The organism is Defluviitoga tunisiensis, from assembly GCF_000953715.1.
Taxonomy (GTDB): Bacteria; Thermotogota; Thermotogae; order Petrotogales; family Petrotogaceae; genus Defluviitoga; species Defluviitoga tunisiensis.
Map to the genome: position 1 here is coordinate 913961 of NZ_LN824141.1, position 17371 is coordinate 931331.

At 33.0% G+C, this 17371-nt stretch carries 15 protein-coding genes, 1 pseudogene and 1 riboswitch; of the genes and pseudogenes, 7 read left to right on the forward strand and 9 right to left on the reverse strand.

The window, feature by feature from the left end; genetic code table 11:
- The first annotated feature begins 12 nt into the window (after window positions 1–12).
- From DTL3_RS04270 to mgsA, 4 genes are read left to right on the forward strand one after another with little or no spacing between them, the layout of a single operon-like run.
- Entirely contained in the window at window positions 13–1053 is a 1041-nt protein-coding gene (locus DTL3_RS04270) for a M20/M25/M40 family metallo-hydrolase (protein WP_045087671.1), read from the forward strand.
- The gene (locus DTL3_RS04275; protein WP_045087672.1) at window positions 1050–2096 is read left to right on the forward strand and encodes a M42 family metallopeptidase; all 1047 of its coding nucleotides are present in this window, start codon (window positions 1050–1052) and stop codon (window positions 2094–2096) included. The genes DTL3_RS04270 and DTL3_RS04275 overlap by 4 nt, the downstream gene beginning before the upstream one ends.
- Window positions 2080–3084 carry a M42 family metallopeptidase gene (locus DTL3_RS04280; RefSeq protein WP_045087673.1) on the forward strand — a complete coding sequence of 335 codons (1005 nt, stop codon included), beginning with the start codon at window positions 2080–2082 and terminating at the stop codon, window positions 3082–3084. The genes DTL3_RS04275 and DTL3_RS04280 overlap by 17 nt, the downstream gene beginning before the upstream one ends.
- Before the next feature lie 41 nt (window positions 3085–3125).
- Window positions 3126–3509: a methylglyoxal synthase gene (mgsA, locus tag DTL3_RS04285; protein ID WP_045087674.1), complete on the forward strand. Its 384-nt coding sequence runs from the start codon at window positions 3126–3128 to the stop codon at window positions 3507–3509.
- Between the two features lie 43 nt (window positions 3510–3552).
- Here mgsA and DTL3_RS04290 read toward each other — a convergent pair whose 3' ends face one another.
- From DTL3_RS04290 to DTL3_RS04300, 3 genes are read right to left on the reverse strand one after another with little or no spacing between them, the layout of a single operon-like run.
- Complete coding sequence (locus tag DTL3_RS04290) at window positions 3553–4191, reverse strand: methionine ABC transporter permease (RefSeq protein WP_045087675.1); 639 nt, start codon at window positions 4189–4191, stop codon at window positions 3553–3555.
- Between the two features lies 1 nt (window position 4192).
- Entirely contained in the window at window positions 4193–5191 is a 999-nt protein-coding gene (locus DTL3_RS04295) for a methionine ABC transporter ATP-binding protein (protein ID WP_045087676.1), read from the reverse strand.
- A gap of 29 nt (window positions 5192–5220) precedes the next feature.
- Window positions 5221–6042 carry a MetQ/NlpA family ABC transporter substrate-binding protein gene (locus DTL3_RS04300; protein WP_045087677.1) on the reverse strand — a complete coding sequence of 274 codons (822 nt, stop codon included), beginning with the start codon at window positions 6040–6042 and terminating at the stop codon, window positions 5221–5223.
- Between the two features lie 398 nt (window positions 6043–6440).
- A riboswitch (SAM riboswitch) is annotated at window positions 6441–6551 on the reverse strand.
- Between the two features lie 359 nt (window positions 6552–6910).
- Between DTL3_RS04300 and DTL3_RS04305 the strand changes: the two genes are divergently transcribed.
- From DTL3_RS04305 to pgl, 3 genes are read left to right on the forward strand one after another with little or no spacing between them, the layout of a single operon-like run.
- Window positions 6911–8107 carry an FprA family A-type flavoprotein gene (locus DTL3_RS04305; RefSeq protein WP_045087678.1) on the forward strand — a complete coding sequence of 399 codons (1197 nt, stop codon included), beginning with the start codon at window positions 6911–6913 and terminating at the stop codon, window positions 8105–8107.
- A 33-nt stretch (window positions 8108–8140) separates the two neighbouring features.
- The gene (gene zwf, locus DTL3_RS04310; protein WP_052670368.1) at window positions 8141–9697 is read left to right on the forward strand and encodes a glucose-6-phosphate dehydrogenase; all 1557 of its coding nucleotides are present in this window, start codon (window positions 8141–8143) and stop codon (window positions 9695–9697) included.
- The gene (pgl, locus tag DTL3_RS04315; RefSeq protein WP_045087679.1) at window positions 9687–10415 is read left to right on the forward strand and encodes a 6-phosphogluconolactonase; all 729 of its coding nucleotides are present in this window, start codon (window positions 9687–9689) and stop codon (window positions 10413–10415) included. Before zwf ends, pgl begins: the two co-directional genes overlap by 11 nt.
- Window positions 10416–10620: 205 nt before the next feature.
- On the opposite strand, the gene DTL3_RS04320 is transcribed toward pgl, so the two are convergent.
- The 6 genes and pseudogenes from DTL3_RS04320 to DTL3_RS09690 all read right to left on the reverse strand — a co-directional run.
- Complete coding sequence (locus DTL3_RS04320; protein ID WP_052670371.1) at window positions 10621–11895, reverse strand: glycogen-binding domain-containing protein; 1275 nt, start codon at window positions 11893–11895, stop codon at window positions 10621–10623.
- Window positions 11896–11930: 35 nt separating this feature from the next.
- Complete coding sequence (locus tag DTL3_RS04325; protein WP_045087680.1) at window positions 11931–13316, reverse strand: hypothetical protein; 1386 nt, start codon at window positions 13314–13316, stop codon at window positions 11931–11933.
- Window positions 13317–14039, reverse strand: coding sequence for a hypothetical protein (locus DTL3_RS04330; RefSeq protein ID WP_045087681.1), 723 nt, complete (start codon window positions 14037–14039; stop codon window positions 13317–13319).
- A gap of 79 nt (window positions 14040–14118) precedes the next feature.
- Window positions 14119–15528, reverse strand: a complete 1410-nt coding sequence (locus DTL3_RS04335) for an early set domain-containing protein (protein ID WP_045087682.1) — start codon at window positions 15526–15528, stop codon at window positions 14119–14121.
- 49 nt (window positions 15529–15577) lie between these two features.
- Window positions 15578–15916, reverse strand: a complete 339-nt coding sequence (locus tag DTL3_RS09980) for an alpha-amylase domain-containing protein (RefSeq protein WP_456236271.1) — start codon at window positions 15914–15916, stop codon at window positions 15578–15580.
- 84 nt (window positions 15917–16000) lie between these two features.
- A pseudogene (locus DTL3_RS09690) lies at window positions 16001–16971 on the reverse strand (alpha-amylase); the annotation flags it as partial.
- Between the last annotated feature and the right edge of the window lie 400 nt (window positions 16972–17371).

Genomic DNA, 17371 nt, shown 5'->3' on the forward strand with positions numbered 1-17371 from the left:
AGGAGGGGAATAATGGACACTAAAGACTTAATTAAAAATCTTTCCGATTCTTTTGGAGTTACCTCTTTTGAAAACTGTACATTTCCATTAATTGAACAGTTTTTGCTAGAAATAAATCAAGATATCAAGTTAGAAAAAATAGGAATAGGTAATTTAGTAGCTACTTATGGCCAAGGTAATCCTAAGATTGCCTTTTTTGCTCATGTTGATGAAATTGGGATAGTTATTTCCAATATTATAGATGACACGTTTGCACGAATCGAAGCAGTTGGTGGAGTAGATCCTAGAACCTTGGTAGGTAAACGGGTGTGTTTTAGAACTGAGAATGGGGAAAAATTAGGGGTAATAGGATTTTTGGCACCTCATTTACAAAAGCCTGAAGATAAAGATAAATCTCCCTCTTTTGATGAGCTTTTTGTAGATTTCTCAGTTTCAGGTGGAACGAAAGATATAAATGTAGGTGATATTGGTGTTATTAATGTTGAGGCAAAAGATTTAGAGAACGACCAGATAGTTGGAAAGGCAATAGATAATAGAGCAGGCGTTGCCGTTCTTATTAAATCGTTTGAATATCTACAAAATCTTAAATTTGATGGACAATTGATGCTTTCTTTTAACAAAGGAGAAGAGGTAGGATTAGTTGGGGCAAAAGGGGCTGCTGAATATCTGCAACCTGACTATGCTGTAGTTGTGGATGTAACTTTTGGAGAGAGACTTCCTGAAAATGTTGAATCTTTTAAAATAGGTGAAGGTCCCGTAATTACTATAGGAGCACCGATTAACAGATGTGTATATGATGATTTAGTAAAAACTGCCAAAGATAATAATATAAAATATCAGATAGAAGCGGTTCCTAGTAGAAGTGGAACTGAAACGGATATTGTACAAATTGTTGGGCAGGGAATAAAAACAGGTTTAGTTTCCGTACCTATTCTAAATATGCATTCACCAAGTGAAGTTGTAAATATAAACGATATTGATAGAGCAGCCAAATTACTTGCTATGTTCGCATTAAATATGAGTCTAAAAACGAAGGGAAGTTTGAACGTATGAGAAAATATCTAAAAGATCTTACCGAATTATCTGGGATATCGTCTCGAGAAGAAAAGGTTAGAGAATATATAAAATCACAAGTAGAAGGTAAAGTCAACAATATAACTATTGACAATTTAGGCAACTTAATTTGCTTTGTTAAAGGAAAGGATTCATCCAAAAAGATGATGGTAGATGCACACATGGATGAAGTAGGATTTATGGTTACGAAAATAAATGATGATGGCACTTTAGGAATTTCTCCAGTTGGTGGGGTTGATCCTCGTGTTATTAAAAGTCAACGATTAAAGATAGAAGGAGTTTTGAATGCGGTAGTTAATTCAACTCCTATCCATTTAGATAAAGATATCAAAAGAGTGGTTAAATACGAAGAAATAAAAGTTTATGCGGGATTTTCTAGCAAAGAGGAAGCAAGTAAAAAAGTTAATTTAGGTGACATGGTTACCTTTGATACAACCTATGTTGAAGAAGGTAATTATGCTTTATCAAAGGCTTTTGATGATCGTGTTGGTTGTTCTATTATGCTAGATATAATTGATTATATCTATGAAAACAAATTACAACCAGCATTTGATACCTATTTCAACTTTGCAACTCAAGAAGAAGTTGGATTAAGAGGAACAGGAGTTGCAGCCGCAAGAATTAAACCTGATTTTGCACTTGTATTAGAAGGAACAACCGCTGGAGACAATCCTGAAAATCCGCCTGAAAAGTGGGCGACTCATATAGGAAATGGTCCAGTTATTACTTTTATGCACAGTGGTTTGGTAATAAAAAAAGAAATGTTTGAAACAATTGTAAATGCTGCAAAGGCTTTAAACATCAAATTTCAATATAAAATGAGAACAGCAGGAGGCACGAATGCTGCGAAACTTGCTAAGACCATGTATGGAATTCCAGCTGGAGTAATATCTGTGCCTTGTAGATATATACATTCGCCACTAGCAATACTGAATATAGATGATTATAATAATACTTATTCATTGGTAAAAGAATTAGTTACTAACAATGAAAGGTGGGTAAATTATGAAAGAGCTCATTAAAAATATAACCGAACTATATGGACCAAGCGGCAGAGAACATGAAGTTAGAGAGTTTATTAAAAAAGAAATAGAAGATTATGTAGATGAAATTAAGATTGACAAATTAGGAAATCTTATAGCAATAAAAAAAGGGCACTCCGGAAAAACCATATTATTTGATGCACATATGGATGAAATTGGGGTAGTAGTTACTCATATAATAGATGGGGGATTCTTAAAGATAGAACAAGTTGGGGGGCAATTTCCTCTTAATCTTGTTGGAGCTAGATTGAATTTTAAAGGAAGAATAGGTGTTGTAGGTATTGAAGGTGAGACTGATAAAGAACTGAGAGAAAACTATAAAAATGTGTCTTTAGACAATATTTATGTGGATATAGGTGTTTCTTCAAAAGAAGAAGCTGAAAAGTATGCCCCTATAGGTACATTTGGGGTATTTGCCGATGGATTTGTTGACTATGGAGAATACTGCTTATCTAAAGCATTAGATGATAGAATTGGATGCGCTTCACTTATAGAAACTATAAAACAAATGAAAGACAATAAACATACTGTTATTTTCGCATTCACTGTACAGGAAGAGGTTGGACTAGTAGGTGCATTCGTCTCAGCTTACGATTATAATGTAGATAGGGCTATTGCTATAGATGTCACAGATTCATTAGATACACCTAAAGCGCTAAAGAGAATGAGCATGAAACTTGGATATGGACCTTGTATAAAAATTAAAGATCTAGCTTCTGTTAGTGACAGAGAAGTCGTTGATTGGATAAAAGATACTGCAGTTAATAATAACATAAAATATCAACTTGAGGTGCTAACTTTAGGAGGTACAAATGCAGCAGGATATCAAAGAACAAAATCTGGGATTCCTAGTTGTACTATTTCTATTCCTACAAGATACATACATTCTCCTCATGAAATGATTTGCTATAGTGATGTAGTTGATACTGTAGAACTTATTTTAGCCTTAAGCGAAGCGGATTTTTAATTTCGTTAATAAGCTTTTAATGTAAAGGGGGATTAGTTAAAATGGTAAACGTTGCACTTATTGCTCATGACAAGAAAAAATTAGATCTTGTGATGTTTGTTAAAGAATGGAAAAATGTCTTTTCTCAGTGCAAACTCTATGCTACAAAAACAACAGGCTCGGTTTTAAAAGATAAAGTAGGTCTTGAAATACAAACCTTTGAGTCTGGTCCATTAGGGGGAGACTTACAGATAGGTGCTTTGGCAGTATCTGGTAAAATTGATTTCGTGCTTTTCTTAAGAGATCCACTAACTGCTCAACCACATGAGCCTGATGTATCTGCAGTATTGAGAATATGTGATGTACATAACATCCCTCTTGCAACAAATTTAGCTACAGCAGAGGCACTTGTTCTAGAAATAGAGAAAAAATTTACAAATAAATAGATTTTAAAATATATTAACAAAAAGCCAGGATTTCCCTGGCTTTTTATTTTCTAAGAGAATTAGCTATTTTTGTTCCGGCAAACTGTATAACTTGAGTTAAAAGTACCAATATAATAACATCATAAATTAAAACATCCATCCTGAACCTTTGGTATCCATAGTTAATTGCCATGGCTCCTAAGCCACCTGCGCCAACTGCTCCAGCTATTGCTGTATAAGTTATCAGGTTAATTATAAGGAGTGTGATGTTTGCGACCATTTCTGAGGCAGTTTCAGGCAATAATACTTTCGAGATAAACTGCCAATTTGTCATACCCATAGACACAGCAGTATCCCAAAGCCCTTGTGAGAGGTTGTTAAAAGAATTCTCTGCTAATCTTGCCATAAATGGGATAGCAGCTATGCTTAAAGGTACTATTGCAGCTGTTGACCCGATTATTGTTCCTGTAAGCAATCGAGTTAATGGAATTATAAGTATTATTAATATAATGAATGGGATAGATCTAAATATATTTACAACCCAATCAAGGACAGAGTAAAAGGTTTTTGATGACTTTTTCTCACTCTTAGATAACATATACAAAGCAATTCCTAAAGGTATACCTAGTAATATTGCAAATAGTGCTGATACTAAAGTCATATACAAGGTTTCTAAAGTAGCAAAAATAAGATCTTGGACCATTTTAGTTCAACACCTCAACTTTATACACATTCTCTGATAACTCTTTCAAAAAATTTTCGACATGAGAATTATCAGAATTAATAGCAATAATCATTGTTCCGTAAGGACTATCTTTTAAATGTTCTATTTTTCCGTACAAAATATTTACACTTACATCATATTTTTTAGCAACGTCGTACAAAACAGGCTCGTGGGTTTTACTTCCCCAAAATACTATTTTTAATAGCTTTTGATTTTTATTTCGTACCATCTCCCAAGTCTTGCTCCAGTCAATATTGATTTCTTGATAAAATTCATTGTTTAATTCTGTTTCTTTTTCAATGAAAAATTCGTGAACAGGCCCTACAAAGTTTACATAACCATTTTTTAAATATACTACTTTGTCACAAATTTTTTTAATCACGTCCATTTCATGAGTTACGATTAATATAGATTTCCTAGTAGATTGGTTAATTTCCAAAATCAAATCAAGTATCTTTTGAGTAGTCTTAGGATCTAGCGATGAAGTTGGTTCATCGAACAATATAATATCAGGATTACTTATTAGTGCTCGAGCTATAGCAGTTCTTTGTTTTTCACCACCAGATAATTGTGATGGATAGGCGTCTTTTCTTGGGATAAGATTCATGCTTTCAAGCATTTTATTCACTTTTTCTTCAATTTCTTTTTTTGAAAGATCTTCAATTTCAAGTGGTAAAGCAACATTTTGAAAGACTGTTCTAGAGCTTAATAGATTAAAGTGTTGAAATACTATGCTAATTTTTTTTCTAATCTTTCGTAACTCTTCTTTATCTAAAGATGTTAGATCTACACCGTCTAATAAGATTTTACCAGAAGTAGGAACCTGGAGCAGGTTCAAGGTTCTCAAAAGAGATGTTTTTCCTGCTCCAGAAAGCCCAATAATGCCAACGATTTCTCCATCTTCAACTTTAAAGTTAATATCCTTTAGAACATGGTAATTATCTTCGTATATTAGGTTTAAGTCTTTTATTTCTAACAATTACCTATCTCCTTTTATATTAAAATTAACTAAAAAACAGGGACTACAGCTCCATTATATTTTTCGAGTATAAAATTTCTGACTTTATCAGTTGTTAAAACTTCTATTAGAGCCTTAACTAATTCATCGTTTAGTCTTTCCTCGCGAACAGCTATTATATTTGCGTATGGAGATTCTGCTCCCTCAAAAAACACAGCATCTTTTAGAGGATTTAAATCAGCTTCCATTGCATAATTTGTGTTTATTACTGCACCAACTACGTTTTTATCGGTTTTGTATGTTCTTGGTAAATAAGGCGCTTCAAGTTCTTTAAAGGTCAAATTATATGGATTTTCAACTATGTCTTTTACTGTAGCAACTAAAGGATCTTCTCTTTCTCTAAGTTTTATTAAGTCATGTTGTTCCAAAAGCAAAAGAGCCCTTCCTTCATTAGTAACATCATTTGGAATTATAATTATATCGCCTTTTTTAAGGTCTTTTAAATCCTTTTTTAGGTAAAAACCCATAGGTTCAACATGAATCTTTGCAGCACAGACTAAACCTTCAATTTTACGTTCTTTGACAAAGGTTAGTAAGTATGGTTCATGTTGAAAATAATTTGCATCAATTGAACCGTCTGCTAGAGCTAGATTTGGTTGAACATAATCAGTAAAAATAATGATGTCTAATTTAACCCCGGTTTTTTGTTCGAAATCATCTTTGACGAATTCTAAAATTTCTGCATGTGGAACTGGAGAGGCACCAACTTTAAAACTCTTACTTTTTGCTGCAGAAAATCCAACAACAGAAAATAATACTACAAGAAGAATCAGTGATACAAAAACCTTTCCTAATGTTTTACTCTTTTTCATTTAATCTCCCTCCTAGTGATTAATTACGTTCTTATTTTTGTATTATAAGCGGAAAATTATGGATAAATTGTTAGGGCTGCCGCCCTGTAACCCGCTAAATATTCCAATATTGTAATTAAAGCGTTCTTATTTTTGTATTATAAGTGGAAAATTATGGATAAGTTGTTAGGGCTGCCGCCCTGTAACCCGCTAAATATTCCAATATTGTAATTAAAGCGTTCTTATTTTTGTATTATAAGTGGAAATTATAGATAAGTTGTTAGGGCTGCCGCCCTGTAATCCACTAAACTCCAGATTTTGTAACATTTATTTTGACTGTAGAGTAATATTCGCAAGGTACAAAAAAACCTCTTCCGGTTATTGCTTGGAAGAGGTTAATTATTTTCTTATTTTCCCTCTCCTTATCTCCCGGAAAACTTCCTGCAGGATTTGGCACCTTTGCATAAATTGTTTTTATGCAGGTTGCCGTGGTTTCACAGGGCCAGTCCCTCCACCACTCTTGATAAGGAAATCATCTATTTATTTTTTCAATCATAACATATTTAGTTGGCAATGTCAAGGAGATAGAAAAAATAAAAGTAAAAGTTTACATGAGTTTTTTAAGAATTGTTCAATATTTTAATGATTATTATGTTATAATAATCATTAGAAACGTGGATTAATAACGTTAAATTTAGAGTTGGTCCAGAGCGAATCCCTCCCCCCATTTTATTTGTACAAGCACCCAACATGTTAAAGAAATTAAGAATTAGAGAAGATTAGAAGTCGGTGGGGTATTTTGTAACAAAATCAAATACAAAACGTATGTAAAATGAGCTTTTTAGAATTTCTAAACTGAGTATAATAATGATTTTAGGAGGAGATAGTTATGAATAGTTCTGTAAAAATTACCGATGATATTTATTATGTAGGTGTTAATGACAGAGATACAGCACTTTTTGAAAATCTTTGGCCTCTTGATAAAGGTGTAAGTTATAATTCTTATTTAATTTTAGATGAGAAAACAGCATTGATAGATACTGTTAAAGAAAGTAAAATCTCAGAATTTTTTGATAAGATCAGACATCTTCTTAATGGTAGGGCTTTGGATTACTTAATAATAAACCATATGGAGCCCGATCACTCAGGTTCTATTCCTGAATTATTACAAGAATTTCCTGGAATTAAAATTGTAGGAAACAAGACTACCTTTCAATTTATTAAGGATCTATACAAGGTAGAAGACAATTTTCAAGAAATAAAAGATGGTTCTGTTTTAAATTTAGGTAAGCATACATTGAAATTTTATCTCACACCAATGGTTCACTGGCCTGAAACTATGATGACGTATGATGAAAAAGATAAGATACTTTTTTCAGGAGATGCCTTTGGTGGATTTGGAACTTTAGATGGCGGGATTTTTGATGATGAAGTAAGAATCGATTTTTTTGAAGATGAGATAAGAAGATATTTTTCGAATATTATTGGAAAATACACAAAGATGGTTCAAAGGGCTTTAAACAAGTTAAAAGATGCAAACATTGATATAGATATAATTGCAGCAACTCATGGTCCTGTTTGGAGAAAAGATCCAAAAAGAATCATAGATTTGTACGATAAATGGAGTAGATGTGAAACAGAAAAAGGTGTAGTAATTGCATATGGCTCTATGTACGGAAATACAGAAGAAATGGCCGAATATGTTGCAAGAAGGTTAGCAGAAGAAGGAATAAAAGAGATAAAAATAATGAGTGTATCAAAAACGCATATTTCTTATATTATCAATGAAATATGGAAGTACAAAGGTGTAATATTAGGGAGTTGTACATATAATCAAGGGTTATTTCCTTACATGGAATCGTTAGTACAGTGGTTAGCTCACAATGACATAAAGAACCACGTTTTAGGAATATTTGGAACTTATGGTTGGAGTGGAGGAGGGGTTTCTACTTTAGTTAAATACAACGAACAGATGAAATGGCCTTTAGTATATGAACCAGTTGAGGCGAAGTTGTCTGCTAAATCTGAAGATTTTAAAAAGTTAGATGAATTAGCAAAGGCTATGGCAAGAGAAATTAACTCGTAAAAAGCAATAAGTACTCGTTGAGGTGAAAAATCTATGGAACAATTAATTAAAAAAAGTTTAACAAGGGCTCAAATATGTGAAGAAGTAAGGCCCGGACCCTCATCTATCATCATCTTTGGAGCGTCTGGCGACCTCACGTTTAGAAAATTAATTCCTTCAATATTTGCCTTATTTAAAAAAGAGTTGCTACCGAAACAATTTTACCTGTTGGGGGTTGCAAGAACAAAGTATACTGATGAAGAATACAGGAATGAAATAAAAAGGTGGCTTTTAAATGAAAACGAAGCTCTAAATAGCGTCTTATCGTTTATAGAAAGAATATTTTATATATCAGGTAACTACGACGATGATTCACTTTACAAGTTACTACAAGAGAAATTAAACTCTCTAGATAAGATGTTTGAGACACAACAAAATCATATTTTTTATCTAGCAACGCCACCAAGTGTCTATCTAGAAATTATAAGACGGTTAGGGCAGTTTGAACTAACAAAAGAAAACTCAGGTGGTTATTCCCGAGTTATTATAGAAAAACCATTTGGGAGTAATTTAGAAACTGCTATCGAATTAGATAAGGAATTACACAAGTACTTAAAAGAATCACAAGTATATCGAATAGATCATTATCTTGGTAAAGAAACTGTTCAAAATATAATGATGCTTAGATTTGCAAATATTGTATTTGAACCAATTTGGAATTACAAGTATATAGACAACGTTCAAATCACAGTGGCTGAAACTCTAGGAATTGAGCATCGAGCAGGATATTTTGAACAAGCCGGGTTATTAAGGGACATGTTTCAAAATCATATGATACAATTATTGACGTTGGTTGCTATGGAACCGCCAGCTTCTTTAGAGGATTCTAGTGTACGGGATGAAAAAACAAAACTTCTAAAATCTATACGCATGTATGATACTTACGAAATTGATAAATATTTTGTTAGAGGTCAGTATGTCAGAGGAACCGTTAACGGCAAAGAAGTCCCTGGCTACCGAGAGGAACGGAATGTGAATCCTAACTCCTACGTTGAAACCTTTGTAGCTGGAAAATTTCTCATTGACAATTGGAGATGGAGTGGCGTACCTTTTTATTTACGTGCAGGAAAAAGATTAAAAAAGAAAATCAGTGAGATTGCCATTATCTTTAAAGAGGTTCCTCATTCGATTTTTTTCAAAAATAATGTAGAACTTGAACAAAATGTTTTGATACTGAATATTCAACCTGACGAAGGATTTTCTTTGAAGATTCAGGCAAAGCAACCCGGTTCAAAGTTATGTTTAAATACCTTAACTATGGACTTTAAATACAACGAATTCTTTAATTTTAAAGGGCCAGATGCCTATGAAAGATTGCTGTTAGATGCGATGGTTGGGGATCAAACTTTATTTGTAAGAAGTGATGCGATGGAGTTAGCTTGGAAATTATTGACTCCAATTTTAAATAAATGGGAACAAGACAAAGAAAAAGGCCTTTTATTTTATGAAGCAGGCAGTTGGGGACCAAAAGAAGCAAATGAGTTAATTGCTAGAGATGGCAGAGAATGGAGAGATTTAGAAGCTGAGGGAGAAATAGAAGATGGTTTTTAAATTGTTCGAAAGCTTAGAAGAGTTTTTAGATGAATCAGCAAATTTGATATTTAAGATATACAAAGAGAGTATAACCAAATACAATCAATTTTCTCTTATGCTTTCTGGAGGTAACACCCCAAAACCACTATTTGAAAAAATTGCTAAAGATTACAACGATAAAATCAATTGGGAAAGAGTTTTTGTGTTTTGGGCTGATGAAAGATACGTCGACAAAGAAAGTGATGATAGTAATTATAAATGGGCTTATAAATTGCTACTTTCCAAGGTAAATATACCTCAAAACAATATTTATCGAATAAAAACTGAACTACCACTTGAAAAAGCGGCGGAAGAATATGAAAAGGAAATAATCAACTTTTTTCAAGGTAAAGAACCTGCTTTTGATCTTATCTTACTTGGAATTGGGAAAGATGGCCATACTGCATCTTTGTTTCCAAACAGCGATTTACTAACTGAAAACAATCGATTAGTAGCACCTGTTTCCCCAGCAGGAGAGCCATATGTTCCAAGAATAACAGTTACATACAAAGTTCTCAATAATGCAAAAAATATATTATTTTTAAGTTCGTATAATGATAAAAAGAATATTATAGATGAGATAATCACAAACAAAGAAAAAGCAAAAGAAAAATACCCTGCTGCAAGGGTAGAAGCAAGGAGAATTTACTTTTTCTCATGTCAATTACCCACCGCCCCTAGAGGCGGGGGCTTGTAGAAATACAAGCTCGGTTGATTAGCCTAAGTCATTAGTTTTTGCTAATGATTAGTTATAGCAGAATATATAGTCACCGTGGGATGCTCCACAAGTCCCATGCTCTGAGGGTACAAGTTGTAAAAAATGAGAGGCTTAAGTTAAAAAGCCTCTCAATTTTAAATCTATAACACAAAGTAAAAGGGGATTACTTCAACAAAATAAACGATTAAAATTCTGCCGCAACAGATAATGTGAAGTATTTATCGGGATCGAAAGGTTTTGCGTCGACTCTAATGTCATTACCAAAACCTACTTTTACCTTAACCGGAAAATCTTCGCTTTCTAGTTTAAAGCTCAAATTAAATCCGGACTTACCCTCACCGTTAAAGTAAAGGTCTCCTCCTATTCTATAGCTTTCTAATAATGTGTAACCGCCACCTATCTTAAAGGCGTAGAAATTATCTTCTTCTGTTTCATAATATACTGCGCCATCCAAATCAAAGTCTTTGTAAACACCAAAACCTTTTACCGTTAAAGATTTATCCAACGCAGCATATAAAAAACTTGCCCCAAAGCTATCCTCTTTTTCGTATCCTGCTAAAACGCTGTTAAATTCCCAATCTTCAAGATTGAACTCTGTGAAGAAGTCATAAGCCTCTCCTCTAATAACTAACGATGTTGCATCTACGGTATCAAACAATAAGCCAACCCTAAAATCATAAAAGCTGCAATCAGCAAATGTCAAAAATTTAACTTTATTTTCTTGAGTTAGTAAGTCAACACCTGCGTATAAATCCGCATAATTGAATAAGAACCCAAATCCTGGAAGTTTCGTTTCAGGATTTTCATAATCAAAATTATAATTAGGGTTTATCGTTGTTTTATAAAAAGCACCCAAAGAAATGTGTTCTTGCATCCATAAAGCTTTCATTCCATAAACTTTGAATTGAAAACTATCATTGTCAGAGGAAGCACCTATCTTCAATTCCAAATCTGCATTTTGTATATTAGGATTTATGCTTAAAACAACCTCGTTTGTTACTTGCGGGCTTGCAAAAAAAACCGTATCATCTTCTAGTTTTGTTTTTAAGCCAAATTCATATTTTCCAGAGATAATAGAAGCTTTGTCTTCTCTTGCCTCTGCCCCAACGATTTTTAGTTCCCCATCTTCTAAAACTAACTCAAATTTTGAATTTCTTCCACCATATGGATCAGGAACATAGTCTGGGGATTCTGGATCTTCGTACCAATCTGTTCCATTTACAACATATTTGTATTCATAAACGCCAGGCTGTAATTCTGCTATGTATACCCAAACTCCATCATAATATTCCATTTCCCAAGCACTAGTACTCCAATTATTAAAAGAACCAGCAACAAAGACGCTATTAGCAGTTCTATCTTCATATTCAAAAACGACCATCCCATCCTCAACGTAAACTTTTGAAAAGGTAAATACGATTATTAAAGAAAATAATATAACAGAAATAATTTTTTTCATCTTGCCACCTCCAAAATTTATCTATTGTTTTAAAATTAGAAATAAAAAGTGGTTGTTACACCGATTTGTTTTTTGAATTGTAAAGTATTTTCAAAATCTCCATCTCCAACATAGAACTTTATGTTACCGTTTGGAAGGTTGTAGCCAACTTCTGCATATGCAGTAAAACGTTTTTCTACAATACCTTGAATAAATTGCAATTTTCCCATGACTGAAAATTGATTAATGTTTCTTGAAATATCTATGTAATAAAGTTCACCCAATGCTTGAAAGAATTCATCAGACACAGGGTTACCAAAGATATATTTCATATTACCAGAAAAGCCAAGTGCTTTATAATTCCCCTCTAAATATACTCTAAAGGGTTTATAATGCTTTATATCTTTCCAGTCATCTTCTGGTCCTTGTTTATACAACGAAACTTTGTACCAAGTGAAAAAAGGAATAGAAAGGTCATGACTGTAAGTTACTGACATTTCAGAACCATCTATATTAAAGTCTGAAAATGATCCATCAAAGTCTGGCGAAACATATAACTCAAAATTGTTTATGTATAAATTTGTTCTCAACCTATCAATGTAGTTTTCTTCACCAAATTCAAGCTCTAATTTATTAGTAAGTCGAACGTTCTTGTATGCGGTTTCTAAGAAAATATTTTCCGCTAAACTATCTGGTGAATAACTTTTATTGAAATCATCTGCAATATACGTTGTGTTGAAATTATAGGAAAAATCTCCAACTTTACCCCTAACTCCACCAAATAGGAGATAATTATCAGAAACATCATAAGATGCGGTATAAATATCTTGTTGGAAAGAGACAACTACTTCTCCGTATGGTTTAAAGGCATCAAATGAACCAATATCAAAGTCAAAACCCATGAGTTCATTGTAGGTTCTCTTGCTCATATCTTTATAATCTTTTAGATACAATACACTTGAATTTATACCCGCAAGATCCGCAAATCTGTAATGAAGCAAGTTAAATAAATATCCATTTCTATCAGCAGCATAGAAATTTAACTTACCAAACTTATCTAAATCAGAATATACTTTAACACCATTAACTGCCCCAACTTTTTCGTTGTTGACAATTTTTAGCCAATCGTCTGTTGAGACACTTTTTCTGTTCCAATATGTAGTCAAATCAATATGGTTAAGATTAAATGTGAATTTAGAGGAAGAAACCCAGAGTTTATCATCTGAAGCTTTATTTAAATTGAACTCGCCCCTTAACCCATCACCAAAAAATTTAAAATAAAGGTCGGCTTTATTGAAATTATTGTAAAAACTCGATTCTTCCTCTTCAGGAAATTCATAGTTTAAATTAAATTCTACACTTCCGCCAAGATCAACAGATCCAAAGAAAAGAGTTATGGATAATACAATTATCAAAATTAAAAATAATTTCTTAGCTTTCACTTAATTCACCTCGCTTTCTTCAAACCAAACATAACTTATTTTAGGATCAAAATAAACGGTTAGTTCATTCGTATCGCTTTTTAGAGTGTATTCAGCATTAGAAGAATCTCTTGAATATATTTCGGCGTTGAAAGTCATGCTCCATGGACGCCAATTCTCACTTGGTTTTATCTTATATTCTATTTTATCTCCTTCACTAAAATTTTTATGTACTTTTGCTACTAGTGTGTTATTTTCATTTTGGAATTTAACAGCGTCTTCATCCCACGTTTTTTCTCCCCAATTTCCAGCAAAGTACCAATCTTGTAAAAGTTTTGTATCATCACCAACTCCAATTGCTCTACCATCTTTCATTTTTTTAGTGTCAACGTAAATAGTTATTGTTTCAATATTATTAGCCTCGACTATATCCTTCCAGATTGGAATAGAGGAACTCACAACATTTCCATCATCTTTTACATGAAAAATTTTATAATAGCTAAGATAATATTTAGTACCATCTTCATCTATCTCTGAATAGGTGAGGTCTGATGCGTTTATGGTGATTTTGTATAAACTTTCATCATAGGTTAATTGATCTTCTAAATCTGGAACATTGCTATTTTTTGAGTATCCTAGATAAATACCAGGATCAAGAGTAATGTCTAATAAGTTCATCATACATCCTGATAAAACAAACAAAAGAGAAAAACCAAGTAGGACGTATAAATACTTTTTTCTCAAAAAACTCACCTCCGTTTATAAAATAGGCTTGGAAACTTTTCCCCAAACCTTTCAAATTCTTGTATTTACATTATTGATATTAATTTTTCCATCCTTCTACCAAACAGGTGATCGTACTATCATCTGTTAAGATTGCAATCCTATTTGCACCGACATTCTCCTCATAATTCCAATCATCTTTTCTCAAGAATTTAAATTCTAGAAGAGTATATGATTTTGCGGTAACTTCACAAGTATATGTACCATCTTCAGTTTTCTCTAATGGTGTACCACCATCGTCATTACCCCAATTATTAAATGATCCTCTTACATATATTTTGCCATTGTCATCTTCTGTACCTTCTGGAACATGGCCAATAAAAGTTACAGTAATATCTTTTTGTAAATCAGTATAATCAATGAGTTCTTTACCTTTCCAATTTAACACAACTTCTTGTATATCCGCCGTTGGCTTAAAGTCTATTCTTCTATTTGTAGGAAGGCCTGTTCCATCTGCTTTGGCTTCTTCATAATCCCAACCAGGACCTACTGTGTATTTATATTCAAGCGGAAACTCAGTTGCCTGTAATTCAAACTCTGCATATTTTTTATTTTCTGTATCTACTTTTACTTCAGAAGTAGCTGCATTATCAAACTCCCATCCACAATAACTACCTATTATATATATCGTTGCACCATCTGGTGTATTTTCTGGTAAATATGCTTTAATATTAACTATTGTAGGCTCTTCACTCGGTGGCGTTGGAATTGCTGCCCAACTTGCCACTGTGTCTATAACTACCCCTTCAGGAGCAGAGTCTATTTTTCTGTTACCGTCTAAGTCATTTCCATCTGCTTTGACTTCTACATATTTCCAATCAGGACCTACTGTGTATTTATATTCAAGCGGAAACTCAGTTGCCTGTAATTCAAACTCTGCATATTTTTTATTTTCTGTATCTACTTTTACTTCAGAAGTAGCTGCATTATCAAACTCCCATCCACAATAACTACCTATTATATATATCGTTGCACCATCTGGTGTATTTTCTGGTAAATATGCTTTAATATTAACTATCGTAGGCTCTTCACTCGGTGGCGTTGGAATTGCTGCCCAACTTGCCACTGTGTCTATAACTACCTCTTCAGGAGCAGATTCAATTACTCTGTCGCCAATTTCATTACCCTCAGCATCTTTTTCTACATATTTCCAATCAGGACCCACTGTGTATTTGTATTGAAGCGGGAATTCTGCTACCTGTAATTCAAACTCTGCGTATTTTTGTCCATTGTCAGTTTTTACCTCAGAAGTTTTAGCTCCACCAAAATCCCAGTTACAATAATTACCTATAATATATATCGTTGCATCATCTGGTGTATTTTCTGGTAAATATGCCTTAAATGATACAACAGGAACAGGCGGTTCTTGTCCTGCTGTTTTTGGCAAACAGCCTGTTAAAGCAAAGACTATTGAAAGTAAAATTAGCATATAAAACAGACTTTTCTTCAAAACACATACCCCCTTTACAGTAAAATACTTTTTTCTATGTTCATATCACTTACTTCTTAATTACAGGTACCCAAACAGACCAACCCTCATTTTCGCTTTTTCTTACTTTAAAATCGCCATACCCCCTTTCGTCAGTAATTATCTTTCCTTGCACATGTCCAGTATAGTCATAAAAAGTTGTGTTAGGTTGCCTTGAGTTGATTCTTTTAGAAATTATTTCTCCTGCTTCACCATCAGATATCATTAAAACTAAGCCATCGCCTTCTACTTCTTCTAATCCTTCTCTTACATAAGAATAAACATCTTCATCGTTATTATCAACTTCATAACCTGGACCATAAGCAAAGTACTTTCTTACTTCTAAAAGTTTGTCTAACTCATTTATCATGTTATAAATGTAATAATCTTTCCAATAAACAACAGGTATACCATGTTCTCTAGTTAGTATATATGCATATGCTTGATATTTTCTTCTGTATATTCCTGGATCTTTTCCGTCTCTATTTGTATCGTGATTATCTACAAAAGTGACAGCTCTATTTTTATAACCTTCTTTATTTACCAACCCTGTATATTGAAGAGTTCTCATATCTGTACCGTTAATCATATCTACGAAAGAACTTCTTAAAGGAAAATCGAATACTTTTAAATCGTCATTATTTACAGTATCAAGAAATTTTGCTAAAGTGTTTATATCTTCAATCCATGCTTCTCCCACAAAAAAAAATCTTTGCTTGAACTTTTTTGAACATCGTTTATAAACTGATTAATAAATCTGGAATCGATATGTTTTACAGCGTCTAAGCGAAATCCGTCAAAGCCTATCTCGTTTATTATCCAATTTCCCCAGTTAGTTACGTCTTCTTGTACTTCAAGATTTTCGTAATCTACATCTGCTCCCATCAGATAATCGTCATCCCATATAAAGGTGTAATCCCAACTTTTGCCTTCAAACAAAAATTTTCCAGATGTTTTTGTTTTTTCATCCCAATCTACACCATCAAAACATTGCCAGTTCCATTGAAAGTCACTATATTTATTTTTTCTTCCAGGAAAAGTAAACTTTGTCCAAGCTAAAATTGTTTGACCAGGTTTGTCTGGACTATTTAAACTTAATTTCACTGTTTCTGTAGAGTCTGCTCCCATTCTATGATTTAATATAGCATCATAATAGACTTTTATTCCGTCATTATGAAGTGCTGTTATGGCATTTTCTAATTCCTCTTTTGTTCCATACTTAGTTCTAACTGTACCTTTTTGATTGAATTCTCCTAAATCCCATAGATCATAAGTTGCGTATCCTACATCCCTTTTTCCACCCATCGCCTTATTAGCGGGAGGTAGCCATACAGCAGTGAATCCAACTTCTGATAATTCAGGAGCCTTTTGAACCAAAAGACACCATAGATTTTTTTCTTCTTCTGGATAATCTGCTTCACCCATTTCCCAATAAAAAGCCTGTAAAATGGTTTCATTTTTATTCAAAACAGACAGAAACCCATCGTTTTTATTTGGGTTGTATACACATCCACCTAAAATCGTATTTATTACAAGGGTTAATGAAAGTAGATATAAAATCGTTTTTTTCAAGCTTAGTACTCCTTGATTAATATAAATTTTTATTAATTGAAAGAATATTGAAAGATATTTATTTTCTAAAAATAAGAATAAGAATATATATAATAGAAAACGTTTCCTTTTTTATTATACTAAAATGGAAACATTTTCACTAATCTAAATAACTGTGATTAGGAGCATTTAATGAAAAATAAAGCTGTTTAATTGCGATTAACTTAAATAATCTTACAATTTCATAAAATTGTATTAATTTAGATGGAAATGT

Bases quoted from the DNA above. Each gene is read 5' to 3' on its own strand.
- DTL3_RS04270 (WP_045087671.1), top strand. From the start codon at position 13: ATGGACACTAAAGACTTAATTAAAAATCTTTCCGATTCTTTTGGAGTT.
- DTL3_RS04275 (WP_045087672.1), top strand. From the start codon at position 1,050: ATGAGAAAATATCTAAAAGATCTTACCGAATTATCTGGGATATCGTCT.
- DTL3_RS04280 (WP_045087673.1), top strand. From the start codon at position 2,080: ATGAAAGAGCTCATTAAAAATATAACCGAACTATATGGACCAAGCGGC.
- mgsA (WP_045087674.1), top strand. From the start codon at position 3,126: ATGGTAAACGTTGCACTTATTGCTCATGACAAGAAAAAATTAGATCTT.
- DTL3_RS04290 (WP_045087675.1), bottom strand. From the start codon at position 4,191: ATGGTCCAAGATCTTATTTTTGCTACTTTAGAAACCTTGTATATGACT.
- DTL3_RS04300 (WP_045087677.1), bottom strand. From the start codon at position 6,042: ATGAAAAAGAGTAAAACATTAGGAAAGGTTTTTGTATCACTGATTCTT.
- DTL3_RS04305 (WP_045087678.1), top strand. From the start codon at position 6,911: ATGAATAGTTCTGTAAAAATTACCGATGATATTTATTATGTAGGTGTT.
- zwf (WP_052670368.1), top strand. From the start codon at position 8,141: ATGGAACAATTAATTAAAAAAAGTTTAACAAGGGCTCAAATATGTGAA.
- pgl (WP_045087679.1), top strand. From the start codon at position 9,687: ATGGTTTTTAAATTGTTCGAAAGCTTAGAAGAGTTTTTAGATGAATCA.
- DTL3_RS04320 (WP_052670371.1), bottom strand. From the start codon at position 11,895: ATGAAAAAAATTATTTCTGTTATATTATTTTCTTTAATAATCGTATTT.
- DTL3_RS09980 (WP_456236271.1), bottom strand. From the start codon at position 15,916: ATGATAAATGAGTTAGACAAACTTTTAGAAGTAAGAAAGTACTTTGCT.